We start from the raw sequence: 19448 nt of genomic DNA, 5'->3' as shown, positions 1-19448 counted from the left end.
ACGCAGTCGCACATCAATCGTTATCGAGCAGGTGACAGGTGCTGTCCTCCAGCGGCTGGAAAGCCTCCTCGCCGGGAATGGTGTTTACCAGGCGCAGGAAGTCGTAGTCGTACTCCGACTCGTCGGGGGATTTCACCTCCCACAGGTACTGGTCATGCACCATGCGGCCATTGGGGCGGATATAGCCACCGGTAGCGAAGAAGTCGTTGATCTCCAGCTCACGCATCTTTTCGGAGACTGCGGTGGCGTCATCGGTGCCGGCGGCTTCGACGGCGTTCAGGTAATGCATGGTCGACGAGTAGTTGCCGGCATGCGCCATGTTGGGCATGCGCCCGGTGCGCTCATAGAAGCGCTGGGAAAACTCGCGAGTCTCCTCATTGGCGTCCCAGTAGAAGGCATTGGTCAGCAGCAGGCCCTGGGCGGTATCGAGACCCAGGCTGACGATGTCGTCGTACCACAGCAGCAGGGCTGCCGGCCGCTGATCCGGGGTAACGCCGAATTCCGCCAGGGCGTTGATGGCGTTGATGGCATCCGCCCCGGTAGAAGCAATACCGATGATCTCGGCACCGGAGGCCTGGGCCTGAAGGGCGTAGGAGGAGAAGTCGGTGGTGTCGAGGGGGTGTCGTGCAGCACCAACCACCTGGCCGCCGGCCTCGCGCACGACATCGGATACCTGCTCCTCAAGACCGATGCCGAACGCGAAGTCCACGGTGAGGAAGAACCAGGTATCGCCACCGTCCTCGACGATCGTCTTGCCGGTGCCTTGTGCCAGCGAATAGGCGTCGTAGGTGTAGTGAGTCACATAGGGCGAGCAGTAGTCGTTGGTCAGCCCGATGTTGGACGCCGAGTTGGAAATGGCATGGCGCTGGCGCTCCTCGGCCACTGCTGCCACGGCAAGGGCGACACCGGAGTTGGACAGATCGTTGATCATGTCCACGCCCTCGTTGTCATACCATTCTCTTGCACGGCTGGCGCCAGTGTCGGCGCGATTGCGGTGATCGCCGTAGATGACTTCGATGGGTACGCCGTTCACCTCACCACCGAAGTCTTCGACGGCCATGCGTACGGCGGTCACGGCCGCTTCGCCGGAGAGGTCGGTATAGATGCCCGACATGTCGGTCAGCACGCCGATTCGCACCACGTCGTCGGAATAGTTGGCGCTTGCCATTCCGCTGGCGAGGCCCCCCAGGCCGAGTACGGCTGAAGACATCATCAGCGTTTTCAAGGAGTTTTTGGCTGGCATTGGTTTCTCCTGTTCACTTGGGAAGTTATTGTTGTACTTTGCTCTGATTAGAACGTTCTTGTTTTCCATTGCCACTATCAGTTAGGGCCAATCAGGGCGATTACGCCATGGCTATAGAACACGAACAGCTATCCGAAACACACATAGTCGGCGCCGACACCCAGCAGTGGATCGTGCGTGCCGAGGACTGCCCGGTGCTGGCGCAGCGGCATATCTCTCACCTGGGAGTGGGCGATGCCGCCGTGCCTTACCGCATCGTGCGCACCCGCTTGAGCGGCGCTTATATCCACGGCTCCCTGAGCGGCGAGGGGCGCATGCTGCTCGACGGGCGCTGGTGCATCATGCGGCGCAACATGATGTCCTTCGCCCCGGCCCATGCGCTGCATGCCTTCCATGCCGTACCGGAGAAGCGCTGGCAGTACTGCTGGCTGCGCTACCTGCCGAGCGCCCCGCGCTCGGTGGTGGGTACCATCGCGCCTATCATGCAGGACTTCGATCCAGAGCCCATGAAGTACGCCATCCTGGGCCTCTACAGCGAGGTGTTTCATGGCAAGGGCGATGCTGCCAGCTGCGTCATGTGGGTCGATACCATCGAGCGCTATATCGCTCGCTTTGCCGACCCGTGGCGGCGCGATCCCCGGATCGTCGCCGTTTTCGAGTCGGTAATGCCGACGCTGGAGCGCCAGTGGACCATTGAGGAGATGGCCGAGATCGCCCACGTCAGCACCGAACATCTGCGGCGTATCAGCCGCAAGGTATTCGGCCGCAGCCCGATGCAGCAGTTGACACAGTTACGCATGCAGCATGCTTCGCATCTGCTGGCGACCAGCGATCTCCCCGTGGAGGAGATCGCCGGGCGGGTGGGGTATCAGAGCCCTTTCGCCTTCTCCAAGACCTTCAAGCGCATGAACGGCGTCTCGCCCTCCCATTTCCGGCTGCACACCCGCGAGTAACGTCGACTAGACGCCGAGCCGCGCCAACAGCGCGTCAATATCCTTCTCGATGCCATCACGATCATAGTGAGCCGCGACCTGGCCGTGGTCGATCAGATAAAACTGGTCGGCAACCTCCATGGCGAAGCGCAGATTCTGCTCCACCAGCAGAATGGTGTAGCCCTGGGACTTCAGCTTCTTGATGGTGTCGCCGATCTGCTCGACGATGCTGGGCGCCAACCCTTCGGTGGGCTCGTCGAGCAGCAGCAGCGGGGCACCGGTGCGCAGAGAACGAGCGATGGCAAGCATCTGCTGTTCGCCGCCGGAAAGCTTGGTGCCGGGGCTGTGCAACCGTTCACGCAGGTTGGGAAAAAGGTCCAGAGCCTGTTCCGTACTGAAGCCTCCATCATCGACTTGCTTCGGCAGTTCCAGATGCTCCTTGACGTCCAGGGTGGCGTAGATGCCGCGATCCTCGGGGCAGAAGGCCACACCGTGTCGAGCGATATGGAAAGGACGCAGGCCAATGGTCTCGGTGCCCTGCAGGCATATGCTGCCGCGACGACGTGGCACGATGCCCATGATCGATTTCAACGTCGTCGACTTGCCGGCACCGTTACGGCCCAGAAGGGTGACGACCTGCCCCGGCGGCACCTCCAGGTCGATACCATGCAGCACGTGGCTTTCGCCGTACCAGGCATGAAGATCGCGAATGGCCAGCATGGGCTCGGGAGTCAGCATGGGTTCGGAAGAGTGGATAGCGGCGGCATCAGTCATGGCGGGCGCCTCCGATATAGGACTCGATGACACGCGCATCCTGCGAGACCGTGGCGTAATCGCCCTCCACCAGTACCTCGCCGCGGGCCAGTACGGTGATGCGGTCGCAGAGATCGGCCACCACACCCAGGTTGTGTTCCACCATCAGTACGGTTCTGCCCTTGGCAACGCTGCGTATCAGCTCGGCGGTTCGCCCCACGTCTTCGGTGCCCATGCCGGCGAGCGGCTCATCGAGCAGCATCACCTTGGGGTCCAGTGCCAGGGTGGTGGCGAGTTCCAGCGCACGCTTGCGCCCATAGGGGAGCTCGGCGGCGGGCGTATCGGCCCACTCCTCGAGACCGACATCTTCGAGCAATGCCATGGCACGCTGCCCTTGATGATCCAGGCGGTGGTGTGAGCCCCAGAAATCGTAGGATTCGCCGCGCTGTCGCTGCAGTGCCAGCTTGACGTTGTCCAGGGTTGTCAGCTTGCCGAAGACGGCGGATATCTGAAACGAGCGGACCATGCCCCGTCGGGCGATCTGGTCCGGCTTGAGCCGGGTGATGTCCTGGCCCTGGTAACGGATAGTCCCCGAGGTAGGTACCAGGAACTTGCTGAGCAGATTGAAGCAGGTGGTCTTGCCTGCTCCATTGGCCCCGATCATGGCATGAATGGTGCCGGCCTCGACGCGCATGGATATGTCATTGACCGCCGTGAAACCCTTGAAGCTCTTGGTCAGGTTGGCGGTCTCGACGATTGCTTCTGCCATGGAGTGCTCCGCTTGGCATTGTTATTGGAGTCGGATCTCTGGGCGGAGTCGTGCTGCCCTGTCTCTAGTCTTGTTCTTCATGGGGAATAGGGCCATGGCTGCAGGGCACTTTAGCCTGTCCAAAAACCACATGCTGCCGTCCAGGTTCTACCTGATTTGATTAAAGCAGACCGGTAGGCGGGTGGGTAGCCGACAAAAGCGAATCCCGCCGATAAGCGTTGCTTATCGGCGGGATGGAAGGAAAGAAGCCTGGGCGTGCCGGGCTCAGGTCGTCAGCACCCGCTCCTCATCGTAGTGGGCGGCAATATCGCTGACCGAGATACAGGTGTACTTGATGACGAAGAAGGCCAGGGTGGCGGGGCAGGTGAAACTCTCCTCGAACTGCTCCACCCGGGCGCCGCGGCCACGGGTGACGCTGGCCCGGTAGGTGTCGCCGGCCTTGGTCAGCTTGACCTTGGCCTGGCTGTCGGCCTCCTGCTTCTCGAGCACCAGCTCCTGCTGCTTTGCCAGCAGTTCGTCCAGCATCTTGCCGCCCTCGCGCTCCTCCGGCGTGGCCCAGACCTCCTGGTCCCGGTTGCCATACTGGTAGAGCATAATGATCGGCAGAACGGAGAAGATGGCCCCGCTCAGTACCCAGGTCAGCTCTCCGCTGGAGAGTCCGCCGGTGAATACCGCGAGCAGCTGTACGACGATGCCGACGGCGAGCAGGCCGGCCAGCGGCCGCCACATGCGCGGATTGAGGAAGGGCTTGCCCAGAGTGTGGCCCCAGAGTCCCGTTGCCACCAGGACGCCCACCCCGGTGGAAATAAGGGCCCAGAGCGGTCCGCCGCCCACGAGCAGGGCAATAGCTCCCAACAGCACCAGCAGGCTGTAGAAACCCGCCAGTAAAATGTACGCGCGATGCAGATTCATGCGTAACGTCTCCTTGTTGCGGGTTGCCGGCCGGCAACGCCTGTTATTGTCGTCGAACGCTTATCGGATAGCTGGACCTGGCGCCAGCCGTTTCGTCATGGGGGTGGCTGCTCATAGCTTCGCATATTACTCGGCTGCGAACAGCATAGCGCTGACCAACGCTATATGCATGGTTGGGAGCCAGCCGATAACCTGGCCTCTCAACCCGACAGGCTCCCTAGCTGTGGGGGTCGTCCACACCGGTCCGCTCGGGCACGAACCAGCGCACCGGTCGCAGGTCCTTCTCGATCAGTTCCTCGACCTGAAGCAAGGTGGCAAAAATTGCCATGCGCATGGGAATGCCGTTGTCGGTCTGGCGAAAGATCGCCAGCCGCGGGTCGCCATTGAGGTCGACGTTGAGATCATTGGCGCCAGGCCGGCTATCACGGGGCAGCGGGTGCATGACGATGGTGGTGTCGTTGCAGCGTGTATCGAGGAAATCGCGGCCGACGCTGAAGTCCTGCGAGACCCCGGCGAAGCTTTCGCTCATCTCTTCGGTGAAGCGCTCCTTCTGGATCCTGGTGGTGTAGACCACGTCCAGGTCGGAGAAGTCGCCAGCCAGGCTGTCGCGCTGTTCCACCCGGTGGCCCCGGGAGACGGCACGGTCGATCACTTGGCCCGGCATCTCCAGACCCGGTGGCGAAACCAGGGTGATGCGCATCGGCTCAAAGAGCGAGAGCAGCTTGATCAGCGAATGGACGGTACGCCCGTACTTCAGGTCGCCGGTCAGCAGGATGTGTGCCCCCGCCAGCTTCTTGCCCAGGCGTGCGAACTCTTTGTCGATGGTGTAGAGGTCGAGTAGTGCCTGGCTGGGGTGTTCGCCGGGGCCATCGCCGCCGTTGATCACCGGCACATGGGTGGCGGCGGCGAACTCGGCCACCGAACCCTGATCCGGATGGCGCATGACGATGGCGTCGCAGTAACCGCTCATCACCCGGCTGGTATCGTAGAGCGACTCCCCCTTGGCCATGGAGGAAAAGGTGAAGCCGGTAGTGTCGCAGACACTGCCGCCCAGCCGGCAGAAGGCCGCATTGAAGCTGACCCGGGTCCGGGTGCTGGCCTCGAAGAAGAGGTTGCCGAGCACGGCGCCCTCCAGCACCCGGGTGACCTGGCGCCGGCTCGCGATGGGCTCCATGCGTGCGGCGACACGCAGCAAGTGATCGACATGGTCTCGGGAGAGGGAATCGACGGACAGCAGGTGTGAGCTCATTGCGGGCCTCGGGTTGGCGACGGGAATGGCCGTAGTGTACTCCCCCCTGCGGCCCGCTTCACGGAGGATGTCGTTGAATATCAGTGGTTACTGGCCGATCAGCTCGGCGAGGTGGCGTGCATGACTTATCACCTCGTGGCTGGCACGCTCGGTATCCAGATCGTCCATGGCCACCACGCCGATGCATGCCTCCACGCCGGCGCGGAACTGGGGGGTGGCGATGGCGCTGGCCACGCCCACGGCGCCGCGCTGCAACTGGCCACGAGTCAGGCTGTAACCGTCGGCGCGGGCCTGGCGCACCGCCTCGCTGTCATCCTTGCGGGGTGGGCGCCCGGCGAGAATGGCAATCCCCGCCGCACCCTGGGACAGCGGGTGGCGGCTGCCCACCCGGTAGCCGACCCGCAGCAGCCCCTCGTCGGGCTCGGCCACCAGTATCACCACGCACTCCTCCCCCTGGGCAACCGAAACGAACGCCGTGGCTCGCGTTGCCTTGGCCAGCGCCTGCAGCAGCGGCTGGGCCACCGCGCGCAGCTGCGGTTCGAAGCGTGAAGCGAGAAGGGCGATGCCCGCCCCCAGGCGAATTGGCCCCTCGTCGGTACGCGTGATCAGGGCATGACTCTCCAGTGTGGCAACGAGGCGATAGGCGATGGCGCGATGCACATCCAGCTGCCTGGCGAGCTCGGCAATCGTGATGCCCTCGCTGTGCTCGGCGATCAGCTCGAGGGCGCTCAGGCCTCGATCCAGGGTTTGCAGGGTAGTGGACATCGGTGGCGATACCTCGGGTAGCAGTGGGTGAGCCTGACCACTGCCATGTTAGCGCAGCCGGTTGACGTTTGACGCTGTCGGTAAAAGGGCCTATTTTCCCAATCGTGTTCGTTAAAAGATATTAAGTGTGCGTTAAAAGTAAATGAATGGAAAGGTGCTCGCTGGAACGTCAACGGCAGTCAACCTGCCCTGCACGCACAGTCGCGAAGCCAGACCGTTCACACGGAGCCACCATGACGACAAATTCACGACGGGCCGGGGCTGAAGCGGGCGGTTGCCCCATCCACCAGCCAGGTCGACAACAGGACCTGGCGCCCAATGGCTGCCCGATCTCCCCTCGTGCCGCGGCGTTCGATCCCTTCGATCGCCCTTACCAGCTCGACCCCGCCGAAGCGCTGCGCTGGTCCCGCGAGCAGGAGCCGGTGTTCTACAGCCCGAGGCTGGGCTACTGGGTCGTGAGCCGCTACGACGACATCAAGGCGATCTTCCGTGACAACATCACCTTTTCGCCGTCGATTGCCCTGGAGAAGATTACCCCGGCAAGCAAAGAGGCCCAGGCGGTTCTCGAGCGCTACGACTACGGCATGAACCGTACCCTGGTGAACGAGGACGAGCCCGCCCACATGGCGCGGCGGCGCGAGCTGCTCGAGGCCTTCTCGCCCGAGGCACTGGAAGCCCATGCGCCCATGGTGCGCCGCCTGGTGCGCGAGAAGCTCGACGCCATTGTCGACCGCGGCCGCGCCGACCTGGTCGACGAAATGTTCTGGGAGGTGCCCCTCACGGTGGCGCTGCACTTCCTCGGCGTGCCCGAAGAGGACATGGAGCAGCTGCGCCGCTTCTCGGTGGCCCATACCCTCAATACCTGGGGGCGGCCTTCACCCGAGCAGCAGGTCGAGGTAGCCGAGGGCGTCGGCAAGTTCTGGCAGTACTCCGGTGAGGTGCTCGTGAAGATGCAGCGCCAGACCCGGGGGAAGGGCTGGATGTACGACATGATCGAGAAGAATCGGCAGAAGCCCGATGTCGTCACCGACAACTACCTGCACTCGATGATGATGGCGATCATCGTAGCCGCGCATGAGACCACGGCGCTGGCCACCGCCAACGCCTTCCGCCAGCTGCTCTCGCGCCCGGCGGTGTGGGACGAGCTGTGCGACAACCCCGAGCTGATCCCCGCGGCGGCCGAGGAGTGCCTGCGCCACTCCGGTTCGGTGGTGGCCTGGCGGCGGCGCGCTACCCGGGAGGTGGCGGTGGGTGGTGTGACCATTCCCGAGGACGGCAAGATCCTGATGGTCACGGCCTCGGGCAATCACGACCCAAGCCACTTCGAGAACCCTGACGAGCTCGACATCTACCGCGACAATGCCGTCGACCATCTTACCTTCGGCTACGGCAGCCACCAGTGCATGGGCAAGAACCTGGGGCGCATGGAGATGCGTATCTTCCTCGAGGAGTTCACCCGGCGGCTGCCGCACCTGGAGCTCGAGGAGCAGGAATTCACCTTCCTGCCCAATACCTCGTTTCGTGGCCCCGAGGCGCTGTGGGTGCGCTGGGACCCGGCAAAGAACCCCGAGCGGCAAGATCCCGCCGTGCGCACTGCCCAGCGCGACTTTGCGGTGGGCGCGCCGTCGCGTCAGGACATCGCCCGGACAATGGTCGTCGCCAAGGTGCAGGCGGCTGCCGACGGCGTGCTGCAGATCGCTCTGGAAGACCCTCGTGGACGTCGCGTGCCGGCGTGGAGCCCCGGCTCCCACGTCGACCTGATCATGGGGGACTACGTGCGCAAGTACTCGCTGTGTGGCGAGACGGACGACCCCTACTGGCTGCAGGTCGCCGTGCTGCGTGAGGAGGCGGGGCGAGGCGGCTCGGCCTGGATCCATGAGCACTTCGAGCCGGGGATGACGCTGCGCCTGCGCGGGCCCAAGAACCACTTTCGCCTCGACGAATCGGCGCAGCACTACGTGCTGATTGCCGGCGGCATCGGCATCACCCCGATCATCGCCATGGCCGACCGTCTCAGGCGGCTGGGCAAGTCCTATGAGCTGCACTACGCGGGGCGCTCCCGTTCCAGCATGGCCTTTATCGAACGGCTCGAGCGCGACCACGGCGAGGCGCTGCAGCTCTACCCCAAGGACGAGGGGCGGCGTCTCGATCTGGCCGGGCTGCTCGCCGAACCGCGCGAGGCGACCCTGCTCTACGCCTGCGGCCCGGAGCGGTTGCTCACGGCGCTGGAAGGCGGCACTGCACACTGGCCGGAGGGCAGCCTTCACGTTGAGCATTTCACTGCCGAGGGCGCGCTGCTCGACCCGGAAAATGAGCACGCCTTCGAGGTCGAGCTTACTGACTCCGAGCTCACCGTGGAGGTGCCACCGGAGCGGACGCTGCTCCAGGTTCTGCGCACCGCCGGCATCGACGTGCCCAGCGACTGCGAGGAGGGCCTGTGCGGCTCCTGCCAGGTCGAGGTGGTCGAGGGCGAAGTCGACCACCGCGACAAGGTCCTCACCGCCGCCGAGCGGGCCAGCCAGGATCGGCTGATGAGCTGTTGCTCTCGCGCCAGGGGCAGGAAGCTGGTACTGGCCCTTTGACCCAGAAAAACCATAACGCAGAGAAACGTACGCCAACCCTGACAATCGGGACTCACGAGGAACCATAATGAAAATGCACAAGCTCGCGACACTGACGACACTCACCGCGCTCTCTCTCGGGGCCTTCCAGGGCGCCTCCGCCACCGAGCTCACGGTCAGCACCTGGGCCGGGCCCAACCACGGCGTCAACACCATCGTCTGGCCGACCTGGGCCAGCTGGGTCGAGGAGGCCACCGAAGGCCGGGTCAGCGTCAACGTGGTGCATGACATGGGTCCGCCGGGAGCGCAGATGGAGCTGATTGCCGATGGCGTGGCCGACGTCACCTGGCTGTTCCACGGCCTGATGCCGGGGCGCTTCGAACTGACCAAGCTGCCCGAGCTGCCCACCTTCGAGGACTTCCCTTCCGAGCACGCATCGGTGGCCTACTGGCGCGCCCATAACGAGTACTTCGCCGAGGCCGGCGAGCATCGCGGCGTCGAGGTGATCGGCCTGGGGGTACATGGCCCGGGCGCGCTCTTCCTTGCCGAGCCGATTGAAAGCCTCGACGATCTCGACGGCAAGCGGGTGCGTATCGGCGGCGGGGGCATGGCCGATATCTCCAACGCGCTGGATCTCACTGGCGTCGCACTGCCGCCGGCGGGCACCTACGAGGCGGCCACCCAGGGCGTTGTCGATGGCGCCATGCTGACGCTGGAGGGCCTCAGGAGCTTCCGCCTCGCCGAGGTGCTGCCCAATACGGTGCAGATGCCCGGTGGCTTCTATCGCGGTAGCTTCTCGCTGGTGATGAACCCTGACACCTGGGCCTCGCTCTCCGAGGAAGACCGCGAGGCGATCGAGAGCGTCTCCGGCGAGCGCCTCTCGCGGCTGTTCGGCTACATGATGGATGTGGTCGACGTGCGCGGCATCGCGTTTGCCGAAGAGCGGGGCAATACCTTCATCGAGCTGCCGGCCGAGGAGGTGGAGCGCTTCCAGCAGATGGCAGCGGAACTGCCGGGCAAGTGGAAGGCAGAGGCAGAACAGAAGGGCGTTGACGGGGAGGCCGCCCGTGCCTATTTCCTCGAGCAGCTCGAGGTGGCCGGCGAGGAAGAAGGGCTCTCGGCCGATGAAGTGATCGATCCCGAGGCCTGAACCGGCTAGCCAGCAACCGACCTGCGAGCACGGCCAAGGCCGTGCTCGCTATCGTTCAGCTAATGGCAGGCATTCGTTTCATCTGAAACTATTTTGATCCGTGTCAATGTCAGGAAGGGGGGAGGGGACGATACTGTCGAAAATGTACCTGACGGGAGTATCCTCATGAACCACACCCCGAATGCGTCGCGTAACTCATGGTGGGATCGCCTCTGTGAGCGAACCTATCGTGCCACCACCCCTCGGCTGGTGCGCGAGATCGAGGCGGAATCGCCCGGCGCCTATAGCGAGATGCTCCAGGATCTGAAGATGCCTCTTGAGCCAGCTTTCGAACGTGAAGTCGCAAGGCATCTCGACCGTGGCGGCTATCGCGCCTTCGTTCCCGCCGATACCCTGATGCCGGCCATGCTGCAGCGTTTCGGCCTGGACAAGGCGACCGTTGCCGCGCATGTCAGCTATCCGAGCCTGCGTGGCAACTGCAACGCCTGTCCGGTGGCCGGCTACTGCTGGCACGCCATGCGCCGCGACGCCGACGTCGATGAGTGCCGCGCCTTCTGCCCCAACGCCGCGGCCTTCGATCGCCAGGCCGAGCTGACCTGAAGGCCAGGCCGATTCAACGATTCCATTCCAAATATTCCTGTTAAGTGGCTGCTGGCGCTACGCGCCGGCAGACCATTTGCCATCGGTCTCCTTGGCCTGCGCGTCGAGGTGCTCGAGGATCCACTCGATGAACCCCTTCACCTTGGCCTGTTCCGCCTTGTACTCGGGGTAGGCTAGGTAGTAGGCATCGCGACTGGTCAGCGAGAACGCCCAGGGAATGATCAACTGTCCTGCCTTCAGTTCCTCCTCTGCCAGGAAGCGTGGCACCAGCGCCACGCCGCAACCCGCCCGGGCTGCCCGTAGCGACATGGAAAACGTATCGAATCGCGGGCCGTGATAGCTGTGCTCGGTATAGGCCCCCTGGGCGGCAAACCAGTCGTGCCAGGCCTCCGGGCGGGTAGCGCTCTGCAGCAGCACCAGTTCGGTCAGCGCCAGGGGATCCCCGATCCCGCACCCCGGCACCACCGACGGGGCGCAGACAGCCACGACTTCCTCATCGAGCAGCTTGATGCACTCGGCTTTCGGCCAGGCACCATGGCCGAAGAAGAAGGCGACATCGACGCGCTCATCCTCGAGGTCGAAGGGCTCCATCCGGTTGCCGATGTTCAGGTAGACATTGGGATGGCGAAAACGAAAGCCATTGAGCCGGGGGATCAGCCAGCGGGCGCCAAAGGTCGGCAGCGTGGTGACGTTGAGCACCTCGCTCTGGCCGCCGTAGGATTGCATGTAGCGGGTCGACATCTCGACCTGGGCGAGGATCTTGCGCACCTCGGTCAGGTAGAGCGAGCCCTCGGGAGTAACCTGCAGGCGCTTGCGGACGCGGCGGAACAGGGGATGTTCGAGCACCGACTCGAGCTGGGCCACCTGCTTGCTGACCGCGCTCTGGGTCAGGCTCAGTTCATCGGCGGCGCGGGTGAAGCTGAGGTGGCGGGCCGAAGCCTCGAAGCACTGCATGGCGGTGAGGGTCGGCAGGTGGCGGCGGCTCATTTCAGTACCCAATCGGAAAAAAAGGAATGACCTTCGTATAAAACGTCGTTTGAGGCGGGTCAATCACGACGGCAATACTGCTTGCGATCATCATGTTCATAACGAGTCGCAGGAGGAGGAAGAATGATCGATGCCGTCATGAGGCGCCTCGGTGTGCCCGAGGCCCTGTACCGCCAAGGCGACTACCCCGTCACCTCACCCACCGACGGCGCCGAGATCGGTCGTATCGCCCTTGAGGGAGCAGATGCGGTCGAGTCCCGTATCGCCCGTGCCCGGCAGGCCTTCGAGCAGTGGAGCCGGGTGCCGGCGCCCCGTCGTGGCGAGCTGGTCCGCCTGTTCGGTGAGCAGCTGCGTCCCCACAAGGAGGACCTCGGTGCCCTGGTGACCCTGGAGTGCGGCAAGATCCTCCAGGAGGGCCTCGGCGAGGTGCAGGAGATGATCGACATCTGCGACCTGGCAGTCGGTCAGTCGCGTCAGCTCTACGGCTTGACCATCGCCTCCGAGCGCCCCGGCCACCATATGCGTGAGAGCTGGCATCCGCTGGGCCCGGTCGGCCTGATCACCGCCTTCAACTTCCCGGTCGCCCCCTGGGCCTGGAACGCTGCCCTGGCCCTGGTGTGCGGCAACAGCCTGCTGTGGAAGCCCTCCGAGAAGACCCCGCTCAGCGCCCTGGCCTGCCAGGCCCTGCTCGAGCGCGCCATGGCCGAGTTCGGCGACGAGGCCCCGGCGGATCTCAGCCAGGTCATTCTCGGCGACCGCGAGGCCGGTGAGCGCCTGGCCGACGACCCCCGCGTGCCGTTGATCAGCGCCACCGGCAGTACCCGCATGGGCCGCGAGGTCGCGCCGCGGGTTGCCGCCCGCTTCGGGCGCAGCATCCTGGAGCTCGGCGGCAATAACGCCATGATACTGGCGCCCAGCGCCGACCTGGATATGGCGGTGCGCGCGATTCTCTTCTCGGCAGTGGGTACCGCCGGCCAGCGCTGCACCACCCTGCGCCGCCTGATCGTCCATGAATCCATTCGCGACGAGGTGCTCGAGCGGGTGAAGACGGCCTATACGGGCATCAGCATCGGCGACCCCATGACGGGGAACCTCGTTGGACCGCTGATCGACGCCCAGGCCTATGACCAGATGCAGTCCGCCCTGGATCGGGCTCGTCAGCAGGGGGCCCGGGTATTCGGCGGCGATCGCCAGCTGGCCGAGACCTACCCCAACGGCTACTACGTGGCCCCGGCCATCGTCGAGGTCCCAGGCCAGGACGAGCTGGTCAAGAACGAGACCTTCGCCCCGATTCTCTACGTCATGGGCTATCGCGACTTCGACGAGGCGCTGGCGCTGAACAACGGCGTGCCCCAGGGCCTGTCGTCGTGCGTCTTCACCACCGACGTACGCGAAGCCGAGGCCTTCGTCTCCGACCAGGGCAGCGACTGCGGGATCGCCAACGTCAATATCGGCCCCAGCGGCGCCGAGATCGGCGGCGCCCTCGGCGGCGAGAAGGAGACCGGCGGTGGTCGTGAGTCGGGCTCGGACGTGTGGAAGAGCTACATGCGCCGTCAGACCAACACCGTCAACTACTCCCGAGAGCTGCCCCTGGCCCAGGGCATCCGGTTCGACTGACCCGGGCAGCGTCCACCCGGCCCAAGCATGGGAGGCACCATGAAAGAGCGCTGTCTCTGGCAATCCACTTCGCTGGAACCGTCCTTGAACCTGGATGCGCTGCAGGGAGACCACTGCGCCGATGTGGTGGTCATCGGCGGTGGCATCACCGGGCTCAGCACCGCGCTGCACCTTGCCGAGGGCGGTGTCGACGTGGCCCTGGTCGAGTCTGGGGATATCCCCAGCGGTGGTTCGGGACGCAGCGTCGGCCTGGTCAATGCGGGGCTGTGGATTCCACCGGATGACATCATGGCGGCGCTGGGCGAGGAGGATGGCGAGCGTGCCAACGCCATTCTGGGTGCCGCCCCTGCGGACGTCTTTTCGCTGATCGAGCGACACGGCATCGACTGCCAGGCGACCCGCACGGGCACCCTGCACCTGGCCCACAATGGCAGGGGCGAGCAGGAGCTGGCGCGTCGCGCGGAACAGTTCCAGCGGCGTGGCGCTCCCGTGGAGCTTCTCGAAGCAGACGCCTGCCGGGAGCGCGTGGGTACCCGGCGTATTCGTCGGGCCCTGCTCGACCGGCGCGCCGGCACCCTGAACCCTACCGCCTATACCCGGGGCCTGGCGCGCGCCGCCAAGGCGGCCGGCGCTCGCCTGCATACCCACAGCGCCGTGGTTGGCGTCGCCAGGGCGGGGGATGACTGGCGGGTGACCACCGACCGCGGCAGCGTCACGGCCCCGCGGCTGGTACTCGCCACCAACGCCTACACCGAGGATCGCTGGAACGAAGTCCGCCATCACTTCTTTCCCGGCCACTTCTTTCAGGTCGCCTCCCGGCCGCTACCCGCGTCACTCGCCGGCGACATCCTGCCCGAGGGCCAGGGCGCCTGGGATACCCGCATGGTATTGAGCAGCATGCGCCGCGACCCGGAGGGCCGGCTGATTCTCGGTAGCCTGGGCAAGGGGGAGGGGAAGCCTGCGGCGTTCCTGCGCTGCTGGGCCAACCGCATTCAGCGTCACTACTTTCCCCAGCTGGGGACTGTGGAATGGGAGTGTACCTGGACGGGGCGAATCGCCTTCACGCCGGACCATACGCTGCGGCTCTTCGAACTCGCCCCCGGCGTGCTGGGGGTTTCGGGTTACAACGGACGCGGTATCACCACCGGCACCGTGGTGGGCAAGGGCTTTGCCCGGTACCTGATCTCGGGCGATGACGCCCTGTTGCCTTTGCCGATCCGAGCCCCCAAGCCGATACGTGCCCGGTCTCTTAGAAGTTCAGGCTATGAAGGGGGCTTCACGCTCTACCACACGGGGCAGTGCCTGCGGGTATTGAGCTGAGCCAGGCCCGCTCAACTCGGCCGACACAGCGCCACCAGCCGCGCCTTGGAAGGCACGCCGAGCTTGGCGTAGGCGCGCTTGCGGTAGGTCTCGGCGGTGGACAGCGCGATATCGAGTTCGGCGGCGGCGGTTTTGAGGGTGTGGCCACGCAGCAGATAGAGGCAGAGCTGGCGTTCCCGCTCGGAGAGAGGAGTCAGCACGGCGGTTTCCTGGGCGCTGGGTCGCTGGGAGAGGGAGCGGGTGCTGCCGTAGTGTCGTCGGATCAGGCTAGCCAGCAGCGGCGCAAGGCCGTCCAGGCAGGCCAGGTCATCCTCGGTGAAGGGACCCGCCGTCACGCCACAGTAGAGGTTGAGATAGTAGATGCTGTCCTGTCCCGGGATGGTCAAGGAGACCTTGTCGACCAGGTCGGGAAAGGCGAATAGATGGCTCTGATAGGCCGGCGGCATGGCCTCGGGCTGCATCGTCGTCAGCTCGGCGGCGGCGAGCTTGCCCTTATCATCGATCAGTTGCCGCAAGCGCTGGTAGTTGGGGTCCTGGCGGAACAGGCCGCCGGCGTAGAGCTGGGCCAGGCGGCCGGCGACCCGGGGCTGGCGCTCGTTGGCGGCCAGCAGGCAGTCGATCTCGTCGCTGCTGTCATAGGCGAAGATCATGCACTGCTCGATACGCACCGCCCGTCGCAGCAGGGCGAGCAGGGCCTCATCGAAGCCTTCGCTGCCCATGGCATCGACGCAGGCGGCCATCGCTGGAACCAGCGATGGCCAGCTGGATGCGTGCCTGACTTCGCGCTTGTCTGCCATGCTGAATTCATCACCTCGATCATGGATATGCCTGTCCCCCCTTTTGCAGGACAGTGCCCCTGTCTGCTTAAGGATAGGCTGTCGTCAGGCTCGACAATAACCCTGACAGGAGAGTGAGCATGCGCCCCGCCGGAAGAGACGAGCACGATTCGCTGTACTTCGATTATCCCCGTTTCCCCTTCGTGCGTCCTGCCGAGCTGGAGGGCCGCGAGGTTCGTCATCGCGTGGCCATCGTCGGCGCCGGTCCGGTGGGGGTGACCGCCGCCCTGGAGCTGGCACGCCATGGCATCGCCTCGGTGGTGCTCGACGACAAGGACAGTGTCAACGACGGCTCCCGGGCTATCTGCATCTCCCGCCACAGCCTGGAGATTCTCCAGCAGCTAGGTGTGGATAAGCGCTTCACCGACAAGGGGCTCGGCTGGACCCGCGGGCGTACCTACTTTCGCGACCGCGAGATCTACCGCTTCGAGATGCTCCACTCCGAGCAGGAGCGCTTCCTGCCCATGGTCAACCTGCAGCAGCAGTACATCGAGCAGTTCCTGATCGACAAGGCGATGGCGTCGTCGCTGATCGAGCTGCGCTGGCAGCAGGCGGTCACCGGGGTGAGCCAGGATGGCAGCGGCGTGACCCTGGAGGTCGCGACCCCCGAGGGCGACTACCGCCTGCAGAGCGACTACCTGCTGGCCGCCGACGGTGCCCGCAGCGTGGTGCGCAAGGCCTTCGGCCTCCCACTGCACGGCGAGGCCTACGAAGGGCGCTACGTGATCGCCGACGTGCGGCTGAGATCCGACTTTCCCACCGAACGGCGCGCCTTCTTCAGCCCCTCGGTAATGCCCGATTCCACCCTGCTGGTGCACAAGCAGCCCGATGATATCTGGCGGATCGACTATCAGTTGCTGCCGGATGAGGACCCCAACAAGGCGGTGGAGGAGGCCAGCATCCGTCAGCGGGTCGGCACCATCATCGACATGCTCGGCGAAGGCGATGACTGGGAGCTGGAGTGGTGGAGTCTCTACAAGGCCTACACCCTGGCGCTGGACGACTACCGTCACGGCCGGGTGCTGTTCATCGGCGACAGCGCCCACCTGGTGCCGATCTTCGGTGTGCGCGGGCTCAACAACGGTATCGCCGATGCCGCGAATGCGGCCTGGAAACTGGCCTGGGTATTGAACGGAAGGGCGCCGGATCGACTGCTCGACAGCTACAGCCCGGAGCGGCGTGGCGCCACCCTGGACGTGTTCGCCAACGCCGGCAAGAGCACCCGCTTCATGACGCCGCCGACCCGTGGCTATCGGTTGATGCGCGATGCCGCCCTGTCGCTGGCGGTGGATAACGACTATGCCAGCGACTTCGCCGATCCCCGCCAGGTCACGCCCTACACCTACGCCGAGAGCCCCCTGACCCTGGCCGATGGCGACGACTTCGCCGCCGGGCCGATCCCCGGGGCTCCGCTGATCAATCGTCGCCTGGGCGAGGATGACTTCCTGCTCGATCATCTCGGCCGGGGCTTCACGCTGCTGCTGTTCAGCGACGATGGTTCTCTGGCGCCGGCGCGGCAGGAGCAAGTGGCCAGCCTGCAAGCCCGGGAGCCTGGCCTCGACGTGCTGATCATCGGCCGTGAGGCGTCAGCCCCGGCGCTCGGCAGGGGCCTGGGGGATAGCCAGGTCGATAATTGGGTGGATAGCCGAGTGAATAGAGAGCGCGGCTTGTTCGAGGCCTATGGCGCCGTCGATGGCACGGCCTACCTGGTACGCCCCGACCGCCATGTGGCGGCGCGCTGGAAAACCCTCGACGCCGCCGACCTCGATGCCGCACTCACTACCGCCCTGGGAGGAGAATGATTATGACCGCACCGACACTGCCTTTTGCCGACCTGGAGCAGGTCTACGAGACGTTGGCGACCACGCTGGATGCCTTGCCCGAGGAGCAGGAACGGCTGTTTCTCGCCCAGCTGGCACTGGCGCTGGCGCATCGAGTACCCGATGTGGCCCTGGTAAGGGAAGCGATCGAGGAAGCCCGGCGGGGGCTGGCGGTTGCGGCTAGTTAGCGGGGCCGCAGCTATCCGGCTCTGCTCCCCGCGCCTCGAGGGCCTCGGCATTGGGGCAGAAACGCCGGCACTCCTCCCGCGGTGCCTGGTGACGCAGGGCCAGCCAGCAGGTACCCACCTTCGAGCAGGAATTACAGGTGGTGCGCAAGGCGTGGATGATGGGGTCCTGATCAAGGTCCTCCCGGGCAAGCCCCAGGGCGCGCATCATCGCCGGCATCAGGGTATCGGTAGGCTGAAAACCCGGGATATCGCCCGCGGCCAGGCTGCGCGCCAGCGCCTGCTCCAGGGACCGGCTCATCGGTTGTGACAGGTTATGGATCAGGACACTCAGCGCTTTCGGCGCACAGCACTTGAGCTCGAGCAGGGCGCGCTGCCCCTCGAGGTAGTCACTGATGGGCTCCTGGCCGGCTGACGGGCTGTCGTCGGCGGGGTGCTTGGGTGAGCTCATAGTCGCTGTTCTCTGCCGGACCAACTTTCACTATGGTCGACACGATCCATCGCCGCCTTGATCGATATCATGTTCTCGGGCAAGCGGCCGACAGGGTCGGCGGATCACCCCGAACCCACCACTCAGGCCGGGCTTGGCAGCAGTTCGGCTACCGCCTCGCCGACGCGCCGGAGTCGGCCGGTGTGCTGTACGTAATAGCCCGAGCGGGACAATCTGATCAGTGTCGGGCCATCAGAGTGCGGTAGCCGTTGTCTGCTCGCCGTTTCGTCTGGTGATCCCAGGTTCCTCGGCCAGCGAATCTGGCAGATCGGCTTGGGAGAAGCGATTAATTTGCTGCCTTTTAGTTAGCCTGCTACGCTTGACGGCTCCAAGCGAGAGTCTCGCGCGACATGCCTTCACCCACTGCCACTACCTCCACTGTCGATCGGCCACTGAGAGGCATTGCCTTCATTCTCGGCGCTGGCTTGTTGTTCACCCTGCTCGACACGGGGGTCAAATGGCTAACCCAGAGCTACTCTCCCGTGCAGGTAGTCTGGGCCCGATATGCTGGCCATATGCTGGTACTGGGCGGCTATCTTCTGATGCTCGGCTGGCCGCGTTGCCGGGCCATCATGGCGTCCGTGGAGTCGTTACCCGGGCAGCTCGTGCGTGGCTTGTTGCTGCTCGCCGCCAGCACCTTCGCTTTCCTGGCTTTTCGTGAGCTGCCACTGCTTCAGGTGTATGTCATCAACTTCAGTTCGCCGCTGCTGGTGACGCTGCTGGCGATCCCCTTGCTTAAGGAGCGAGTGACTCTGGCAAGCGGTGGGGCTGTTGTCGTCGGCTTCATCGGCGTAGTGATCGCGGTGGGCCCGTTGGACTGGCGTGCTCAACCAGCTGCCCTGCTGCCCTTCGGGATGGCTTTTTGCTTTGCCCTCTATCAGTTGGCCACGCGACGCTTCGGCCGTAATGATCACCCTCTCGCTTCACTCTTCTATGCAGGCCTTGCAGGCGCCTTGGCCAGCTCCCTGATCGTGCCCTTCTTCTGGACCCCTATCGCAGCCGGCCACATCCCTCTCTTCCTGTTAGTCGGGGCATTAGGCGCCGTCAGTCAGTTGATGCTTATCTTGGCCATGCGCTGTGCGCCTGCTTCTCTTGTATCGCCTTTCTTGTATCTGCAGATCGTCTGGGCGACGCTTTCCGGCTACCTGGTTTTCGGTGATATTCCACTGATCGAGACGTATCTAGGTGGAGCGCTGATCATCATGGCAGGTATTTTTCTTGCCACGCGGAAGCGATGAGCTGAGCGTCCAGGCTCGGCT

At 64.6% G+C, this 19448-nt stretch carries 18 protein-coding genes; 9 read left to right on the top strand and 9 right to left on the bottom strand.

Features of this window, described 5'->3' with window-relative positions; translation table 11 throughout:
* Positions 1-13: 13 nt before the first annotated feature.
* Positions 14-1243 carry an ABC transporter substrate-binding protein gene (locus LOKO_RS04930; protein WP_083517432.1) on the bottom strand — a complete coding sequence of 410 codons (1230 nt, stop codon included), beginning with the start codon at positions 1241-1243 and terminating at the stop codon, positions 14-16.
* A gap of 107 nt (positions 1244-1350) precedes the next feature.
* On the opposite strand from LOKO_RS04930, the gene LOKO_RS04925 reads away from it, so the two are divergent.
* The gene (locus tag LOKO_RS04925) at positions 1351-2196 is read left to right on the top strand and encodes a helix-turn-helix transcriptional regulator (protein ID WP_083517431.1); all 846 of its coding nucleotides are present in this window, start codon (positions 1351-1353) and stop codon (positions 2194-2196) included.
* A gap of 6 nt (positions 2197-2202) precedes the next feature.
* Here the strand turns inward: LOKO_RS04925 and LOKO_RS04920 are convergent, their stop codons facing one another.
* The 5 genes from LOKO_RS04920 to LOKO_RS04900 form a co-directional block, all read right to left on the bottom strand.
* Entirely contained in the window at positions 2203-2949 is a 747-nt protein-coding gene (locus tag LOKO_RS04920) for an ABC transporter ATP-binding protein (protein WP_066445840.1), read from the bottom strand.
* Positions 2942-3697 carry an ABC transporter ATP-binding protein gene (locus tag LOKO_RS04915; RefSeq protein WP_066445838.1) on the bottom strand — a complete coding sequence of 252 codons (756 nt, stop codon included), beginning with the start codon at positions 3695-3697 and terminating at the stop codon, positions 2942-2944. Before LOKO_RS04915 ends, LOKO_RS04920 begins: the two co-directional genes overlap by 8 nt.
* A 264-nt stretch (positions 3698-3961) precedes the next feature.
* A complete protein-coding gene (locus LOKO_RS04910) occupies positions 3962-4609 on the bottom strand; it encodes a hypothetical protein (protein WP_066445836.1) in 648 nt (215 codons plus the stop codon).
* 217 nt (positions 4610-4826) lie between these two features.
* Positions 4827-5858 (bottom strand): aspartate carbamoyltransferase, encoded by a 1032-nt coding sequence (gene pyrB, locus LOKO_RS04905; RefSeq protein ID WP_066445833.1) that lies wholly within the window; start codon positions 5856-5858, stop codon positions 4827-4829.
* Between the two features lie 87 nt (positions 5859-5945).
* Positions 5946-6623, bottom strand: coding sequence for an IclR family transcriptional regulator (locus LOKO_RS04900; RefSeq protein WP_066445831.1), 678 nt, complete (start codon positions 6621-6623; stop codon positions 5946-5948).
* A gap of 233 nt (positions 6624-6856) precedes the next feature.
* On the opposite strand from LOKO_RS04900, the gene LOKO_RS04895 reads away from it, so the two are divergent.
* The 3 genes from LOKO_RS04895 to LOKO_RS04885 all read left to right on the top strand — a co-directional run bounded on the left by LOKO_RS04895 (position 6857) and on the right by LOKO_RS04885 (position 10934).
* Entirely contained in the window at positions 6857-9205 is a 2349-nt protein-coding gene (locus LOKO_RS04895) for a cytochrome P450/oxidoreductase (protein WP_083517430.1), read from the top strand.
* A 73-nt stretch (positions 9206-9278) separates the two neighbouring features.
* Positions 9279-10334, top strand: coding sequence for a TRAP transporter substrate-binding protein (locus LOKO_RS04890; RefSeq protein WP_066452224.1), 1056 nt, complete (start codon positions 9279-9281; stop codon positions 10332-10334).
* Between the two features lie 165 nt (positions 10335-10499).
* Positions 10500-10934 (top strand): hypothetical protein, encoded by a 435-nt coding sequence (locus tag LOKO_RS04885; RefSeq protein ID WP_066445830.1) that lies wholly within the window; start codon positions 10500-10502, stop codon positions 10932-10934.
* A gap of 57 nt (positions 10935-10991) precedes the next feature.
* On the opposite strand, the gene LOKO_RS04880 is transcribed toward LOKO_RS04885, so the two are convergent.
* Positions 10992-11921 (bottom strand): LysR family transcriptional regulator, encoded by a 930-nt coding sequence (locus tag LOKO_RS04880; protein WP_066445827.1) that lies wholly within the window; start codon positions 11919-11921, stop codon positions 10992-10994.
* Positions 11922-12044: 123 nt separating this feature from the next.
* Here LOKO_RS04880 and amaB point away from each other — a divergent pair, with 123 nt between their 5' ends.
* Positions 12045-13538, top strand: coding sequence for an L-piperidine-6-carboxylate dehydrogenase (amaB, locus tag LOKO_RS04875; protein ID WP_066445824.1), 1494 nt, complete (start codon positions 12045-12047; stop codon positions 13536-13538).
* A gap of 39 nt (positions 13539-13577) precedes the next feature.
* Positions 13578-14858 carry an L-pipecolate oxidase gene (gene amaA, locus LOKO_RS04870; RefSeq protein ID WP_083517429.1) on the top strand — a complete coding sequence of 427 codons (1281 nt, stop codon included), beginning with the start codon at positions 13578-13580 and terminating at the stop codon, positions 14856-14858.
* An 11-nt stretch (positions 14859-14869) separates the two neighbouring features.
* Here the strand turns inward: amaA and LOKO_RS04865 are convergent, their stop codons facing one another.
* Entirely contained in the window at positions 14870-15655 is a 786-nt protein-coding gene (locus LOKO_RS04865) for a helix-turn-helix transcriptional regulator (protein ID WP_083517428.1), read from the bottom strand.
* 119 nt (positions 15656-15774) lie between these two features.
* On the opposite strand from LOKO_RS04865, the gene LOKO_RS04860 reads away from it, so the two are divergent.
* Complete coding sequence (locus tag LOKO_RS04860; protein ID WP_066445820.1) at positions 15775-17496, top strand: FAD-dependent monooxygenase; 1722 nt, start codon at positions 15775-15777, stop codon at positions 17494-17496.
* A 2-nt stretch (positions 17497-17498) separates the two neighbouring features.
* On the top strand, positions 17499-17702 hold the full coding sequence (locus LOKO_RS04855; protein WP_066445818.1) for a DUF2783 domain-containing protein: 204 nt from the start codon (positions 17499-17501) through the stop codon (positions 17700-17702).
* Here the strand turns inward: LOKO_RS04855 and LOKO_RS04850 are convergent.
* Complete coding sequence (locus tag LOKO_RS04850; RefSeq protein WP_066445816.1) at positions 17695-18150, bottom strand: hypothetical protein; 456 nt, start codon at positions 18148-18150, stop codon at positions 17695-17697. The genes LOKO_RS04855 and LOKO_RS04850 overlap by 8 nt on opposite strands.
* A 389-nt stretch (positions 18151-18539) precedes the next feature.
* On the opposite strand from LOKO_RS04850, the gene LOKO_RS04845 reads away from it, so the two are divergent.
* Positions 18540-19427, top strand: coding sequence for a DMT family transporter (locus tag LOKO_RS04845; protein ID WP_066445813.1), 888 nt, complete (start codon positions 18540-18542; stop codon positions 19425-19427).
* Positions 19428-19448: the final 21 nt, after the last annotated feature.

Source organism: Halomonas chromatireducens, assembly GCF_001545155.1.
GTDB classification, from domain to species: domain Bacteria; phylum Pseudomonadota; class Gammaproteobacteria; order Pseudomonadales; family Halomonadaceae; genus Halomonas; species Halomonas chromatireducens.
This window is presented reverse-complemented; position numbering and strand designations above follow the sequence as displayed.

Excerpts from the sequence above, each read along its gene's own strand:
- LOKO_RS04915 (WP_066445838.1), bottom strand. The coding sequence starts at position 3,697 with ATGGCAGAAGCAATCGTCGAGACCGCCAACCTGACCAAGAGCTTCAAG.
- pyrB (WP_066445833.1), bottom strand. The coding sequence starts at position 5,858 with ATGAGCTCACACCTGCTGTCCGTCGATTCCCTCTCCCGAGACCATGTC.
- LOKO_RS04910 (WP_066445836.1), bottom strand. The coding sequence starts at position 4,609 with ATGAATCTGCATCGCGCGTACATTTTACTGGCGGGTTTCTACAGCCTG.
- amaB (WP_066445824.1), top strand. The coding sequence starts at position 12,045 with ATGATCGATGCCGTCATGAGGCGCCTCGGTGTGCCCGAGGCCCTGTAC.
- LOKO_RS04920 (WP_066445840.1), bottom strand. The coding sequence starts at position 2,949 with ATGACTGATGCCGCCGCTATCCACTCTTCCGAACCCATGCTGACTCCC.
- LOKO_RS04880 (WP_066445827.1), bottom strand. The coding sequence starts at position 11,921 with ATGAGCCGCCGCCACCTGCCGACCCTCACCGCCATGCAGTGCTTCGAG.
- LOKO_RS04930 (WP_083517432.1), bottom strand. The coding sequence starts at position 1,243 with ATGCCAGCCAAAAACTCCTTGAAAACGCTGATGATGTCTTCAGCCGTA.
- LOKO_RS04895 (WP_083517430.1), top strand. The coding sequence starts at position 6,857 with ATGACGACAAATTCACGACGGGCCGGGGCTGAAGCGGGCGGTTGCCCC.
- amaA (WP_083517429.1), top strand. The coding sequence starts at position 13,578 with ATGAAAGAGCGCTGTCTCTGGCAATCCACTTCGCTGGAACCGTCCTTG.
- LOKO_RS04900 (WP_066445831.1), bottom strand. The coding sequence starts at position 6,623 with ATGTCCACTACCCTGCAAACCCTGGATCGAGGCCTGAGCGCCCTCGAG.
- LOKO_RS04850 (WP_066445816.1), bottom strand. The coding sequence starts at position 18,150 with ATGAGCTCACCCAAGCACCCCGCCGACGACAGCCCGTCAGCCGGCCAG.
- LOKO_RS04865 (WP_083517428.1), bottom strand. The coding sequence starts at position 15,655 with ATGGCAGACAAGCGCGAAGTCAGGCACGCATCCAGCTGGCCATCGCTG.
- LOKO_RS04925 (WP_083517431.1), top strand. The coding sequence starts at position 1,351 with ATGGCTATAGAACACGAACAGCTATCCGAAACACACATAGTCGGCGCC.
- LOKO_RS04860 (WP_066445820.1), top strand. The coding sequence starts at position 15,775 with ATGCGCCCCGCCGGAAGAGACGAGCACGATTCGCTGTACTTCGATTAT.
- LOKO_RS04855 (WP_066445818.1), top strand. The coding sequence starts at position 17,499 with ATGACCGCACCGACACTGCCTTTTGCCGACCTGGAGCAGGTCTACGAG.
- LOKO_RS04845 (WP_066445813.1), top strand. The coding sequence starts at position 18,540 with ATGCCTTCACCCACTGCCACTACCTCCACTGTCGATCGGCCACTGAGA.
- LOKO_RS04890 (WP_066452224.1), top strand. The coding sequence starts at position 9,279 with ATGCACAAGCTCGCGACACTGACGACACTCACCGCGCTCTCTCTCGGG.
- LOKO_RS04885 (WP_066445830.1), top strand. The coding sequence starts at position 10,500 with ATGAACCACACCCCGAATGCGTCGCGTAACTCATGGTGGGATCGCCTC.